At 70.1% G+C, this 4230-nt stretch carries 5 protein-coding genes and 1 pseudogene; 5 read left to right on the forward strand and 1 reads right to left on the reverse strand.

The genetic code is table 11. The features are described from left to right. Positions 1-27: 27 nt before the first annotated feature. Positions 28-423 carry a transglycosylase SLT domain-containing protein gene (locus KS423_RS39840; protein ID WP_374120129.1) on the forward strand — a complete coding sequence of 132 codons (396 nt, stop codon included), beginning with the start codon at positions 28-30 and terminating at the stop codon, positions 421-423. A gap of 165 nt (positions 424-588) precedes the next feature. Here KS423_RS39840 and KS423_RS39845 read toward each other — a convergent pair whose 3' ends face one another. Beyond that, positions 589-1227, reverse strand: a complete 639-nt coding sequence (locus KS423_RS39845; RefSeq protein ID WP_224284614.1) for a PadR family transcriptional regulator — start codon at positions 1225-1227, stop codon at positions 589-591. Between the two features lie 105 nt (positions 1228-1332). Here KS423_RS39845 and KS423_RS39850 point away from each other — a divergent pair, with 105 nt between their 5' ends. The 4 genes and pseudogenes from KS423_RS39850 to KS423_RS39865 form a co-directional block, all read left to right on the forward strand. Next, on the forward strand, positions 1333-2277 hold the full coding sequence (locus KS423_RS39850; protein WP_224284615.1) for an ATP-binding cassette domain-containing protein: 945 nt from the start codon (positions 1333-1335) through the stop codon (positions 2275-2277). Continuing rightward, positions 2274-3116, forward strand: a complete 843-nt coding sequence (locus KS423_RS39855) for an ABC transporter permease (protein WP_374120128.1) — start codon at positions 2274-2276, stop codon at positions 3114-3116. The genes KS423_RS39850 and KS423_RS39855 overlap by 4 nt, the downstream gene beginning before the upstream one ends. Before the next feature lie 272 nt (positions 3117-3388). Further along, positions 3389-3640, forward strand: coding sequence for a hypothetical protein (locus tag KS423_RS39860; RefSeq protein WP_224284618.1), 252 nt, complete (start codon positions 3389-3391; stop codon positions 3638-3640). 38 nt (positions 3641-3678) lie between these two features. Continuing rightward, a pseudogene (locus tag KS423_RS39865) lies at positions 3679-4230 on the forward strand (ATP-dependent helicase); the annotation flags it as partial.

Consider the following 4230-nt stretch of genomic DNA (forward strand, 5'->3'; position numbering starts at 1 on the left):
CCCAACCCGATTGAGGTCTTGCTCTACATGCCCGCTTTCAAGCTCCGTATGCGTACCTCTGCCGCGATTCTTGCCGGTGCCGCCGGTGTGACCGCCCTGGGTGCCGCCGTGGTCCCCGCCGTCGCCTCGGCCGCCGACGCCTCCCCGCAGGCCATCGCCGCCCGGATCGTGCCGGCGGACCAGCTGGCCTCGTTCAGCCAGATCATCTCCCACGAGTCCGGCTGGAACGTGACCGCGACCAACCCGAGCTCGGGCTCGTACGGACTGGGCCAGGCACTGCCGGCCTCCAAGATGGCCTCCGCCGGCGCGGACTGGAAGACCAACCCGACCACCCAGATCAAGTGGGCGCTGGACTACATGAACACCCGCTACGGCAGCCCGAACGCCGCCTGGAACTTCTGGCAGTCCCACCACTGGTACTAAGCCGACCTTTCGGCTTCCCCTCACCCCGGGGGCCGGACAGGGACCACCGGAGTGACCCACGAGGGCCTGTGCCCGCGCGAAAGCGCGGCCACAGGCCCTCCTGCCGTTCCCCGAACGTCCGAAACAACGCGGCATCGGCAGACAGCCGGCATGAGTTCGACCTCGCTAGCGGAGGTCCTCGGGATGCGGCCCCGTGGCGAACGGGTTCGGCTCGCCCTCCGCGAGCACCCCCACGAACGGTTCGCCCTCCCCTGCGAAGGTGTACGCGCCGCCCTCGATCCGCCCGATCAGGCTGTGCGTCCATTCCGCTTCGCTGTCCGCCGAGTGCACCCACATGTTCATGATCTCGCCGATGTGCCCGAGCTGTTCGGGGCCCTTCTCCGGCATGTAGTACCCGGTGACCTCGGCTCGCCACCGTTCAAGCCCCGCGATCCGCTCCTTGAGGAGCGCGACGGCCTCATCCCGCGGCAGGTCGACGATGAACCCGATGCCGGCCGAGAGCATGTCCATCTTCTGGTCGTACGAGGTCAGGGCCTCGCGCAGCAGATCGAAGTACTCCGCGGTGCCCTGGTCGGTGATCTCGTACTCGACGCGGGGCGGGCCGCCGACGGCGCTCGGTGCGACCTCGTGCGCGACGAGGAGTCCCTGCTTCGCCATCTGCTTGAGCGCGTGGTAGATCGAGCCCGGCTTGGCGCTGGACCACTCGTGGGCGCCCCAGAACTCCAGGTCGTTGCGTACCTGGTAGCCGTGCGCCCGTCCGTGCTGACGGACGGCGCCGAGGACCAGTAGCCGGATGGCAGACATGAGCAGCTCCCCTTCCTGGTTGGACTAATCAAATTTGACCAGCTGCGGAAGTCAGGCTACCTTCTCGGATTAGTCAAGTTTGATTACTGGCTGGAGGGGGACGTTTTGACTGACCACGATCCGGCGATCGTCGTCGAGGGACTGCGGAAGAAGTACGGGGACAAGCAGGCTCTCGACGGCCTCGATCTCACCGTCCGCAGCGGCACCGTCCAGGGGATTCTCGGCCCGAACGGCGCCGGCAAGACCACAGCCGTCCGCATCATGTCCACGCTGCTGCGCCCTGACGACGGGCGGGTCGAGGTGGCGGGGATCGACGCCAGGACCCGCGCCGACGAGGTGCGCTCGCGGATCGGGCTGCTCGGCCAGAGCGCCGCCGTCGACGAGGAGCTCAGCGGCCGACAGAACCTGGAGATGTTCGGTCGCCTCTACCACCTGGGCGCACGCCGCGCGAGCGCCCGGGCCGAGGAACTCCTCACCCGGTTCGGGCTCGCAGACACCGGAACGAAGGCCGTCAAGCAGTACAGCGGCGGGATGCGGCGGCGCCTCGACCTGGCGGCCTCCCTCATCTGCGAACCACGGGTGCTCTTCCTGGACGAGCCCACGACCGGGCTCGATCCCCGCGGCCGTACAGAGGTGTGGAACGCGGTGCGCTCGCTGGTCAGCGGCGGCACGACCGTGCTGCTGACCACGCAGTACCTGGAGGAGGCCGATCAGCTGGCCGACCGGATCGCGGTGATCAACCACGGGAAGGTCATTGCCCAGGGCACGGTGGACGAGCTGAAGACCAAGACGGGCGGCGACCGCATCGACGTGGTCCTGCACGACACGAGCCGCCTGGCCCGGGCGGCCTTGCTGCTGCCCGGGGCGGCGACCGTGGACGAGGACCGTCGGCTGGTCAGTGCCTCGGTCGGCGACCGGATGGCGGCGCTGACCGAGACCGTGCGGGCACTGGAGGCGGCCGGAATCGTGGCGGAGGACATCGCGGTGCGGCGGCCGACGCTCGACGAAGTCTTCATGCACCTGACGAAGACGGAGGCGGAGGCTGCATGAGCACGGTACAGAGCGTGAAGGTGTCCCGCGGTGCGGAAACCGCCGGCGGCACGGGTTCGAGGTTGCGCTGGGCGACCGCCGACTCCTGGACGATGACCAGGCGCGAGCTGGCCCACTGGGGACGGCAGCCCGTGCAGGTGGTCGTCGGGCTGGTCTTCCCGGTGATGATGCTGCTGATGTTCAGCTACCTGATCGGTGGCGGCCGGGGCATCGAGGGGGATTTCAAGGACTACCTGGTGCCCGGCATGCTCACCATGACGATGGCCTTCGGCCTTGAGGCCACGATGCTCTCCGTCACCCAGGACCTGGGCAAGGGGATCATCGACCGGTTCCGCTCGATGCCGATGGCGTCCGGTGCGGTCCTGGTCGGGCGGAGCGTCGCGGACATGCTGCAGTCGGCGGTCGGCCTGATCGTGATGATCGCGGTCGGCTACGCGATCGGATGGCGCTGGCACGGGGGATTCGCCTCGTTCCTGGGTGCGGTGGGACTGCTGGTGCTGCTGCGATTCGCGATGCTGTGGATCGGCATCCACCTGGCCATGGTCGCGGGCAAGCCGGAGCTGGTGCAGGCGGTGCAGATCCTGGTGTGGCCCGTCAGCTTCCTCTCCAACGTCATCGCCTCCCCGGAGTCGATGCCGTTCTGGCTGGGCGCGATCGTGGAGTGGAATCCGATGTCGGCGACGGCCACAGCGGTGCGCGGCCTGTTCGGCAACCCCGGTGCGGCAGGCGACTCATGGGCCGCGACGCACGCAGAACTGCTCGCGGTGGCGTGGCCGGTGGCCCTGGTGGCGGTGTTCTTCCCGCTGGCAGTGACGCGGTTCAGGGGCCTGAGCCGCTAGCGGACACGGCTCCGCCCCCGGGCCGACCGGTTCGGCCGGGAGCGGAGCCGTCCCGTGGTCTGCGGTGAGCCGATTTCCTCGGCTCACCGCAGACCACGGGGAGCAGCAGAGAGCGCAGAGACAGTCGCGCCGCGCCGCGACGGCGGCCCCAGGCAGTCCCGCGCGATCCGTACAACAGTTTTGGAGAGACCACGAGCATGGCCCCGAGGACGCACACCCCCCAGTCACAGTCGTCTGCGCCGCACACTGCCGACAGCCACGACCTGATCCGCGTGCCCGGCGCGCGGGAGAACAACCTCAAGGACGTCGGCATCGAGATCCCGAAGCGCCGGCTGACGGTGTTCACGACCCCGGCCCTGATGTCCGCACACACCGGTGAATGGTCCGTCAGGCACGACGGGACCGGCGCCACCCCCGACCTCGCCGAGCGGTTCGCGGAGACCGCTGCGTGCACCGCCCCGCACCGATGCGGTACGCCAACTCCCCAGGGACTGGGCAAGAGCCGTGTGGACGGTGGACGTTGACCGGACGGACGAACCAGGGGGCGGAACAGATGGTGTGGATGTCGCGAGAGCAGGCCGACCTGCTGGCGCAGTGCGCGGTAACCTTCGAGCCGGGCGATCCGGCGCGTACCGGAAGGCTCGCGTTCCGGTACCCCGACGGCCCGGCCGGCCCCGGCCTCGCCGCACAGCTGCCCTTCGGCGAACCCGGCGAAGCCGACCTGGTCACCGCCGACGGCGGCACCCTCGCGGTACGCCGCTGCCCGGTTCTGCGGCTGACCGTCGCCCAGGCACTGCCCACCCTCACCCTGGCCCGCCGGCTCCACACCGAAGCGACCGTCGAAGCGACCGCCGACGGGACCGCGAACGGCACCGCCGATGTCACCCCCAGCCCGTCCGCTGCGTTCTGGGGCGCCGCCACCGCCCTCGGCCTGCACCTCGCCGCCCGCGAACGGCTGCTCCCCGGCGTTTCCGCCACCGGTTACGACACCTGGCGCGCCGGCCCGCTCGCCCCGGAGGACGTCCGGCGCATTCGCGAACTGGCCGCCGCGGCACCGGCCGAGGCGCTCGCCGCGCCCCTGCCCGTCCCGCCGGGCGGCTCGCTGCTGCTGCCC

The organism is Streptomyces sp. LS1784 (genome assembly GCF_020103755.1).
Lineage (GTDB): Bacteria > Actinomycetota > Actinomycetes > Streptomycetales > Streptomycetaceae > Kitasatospora.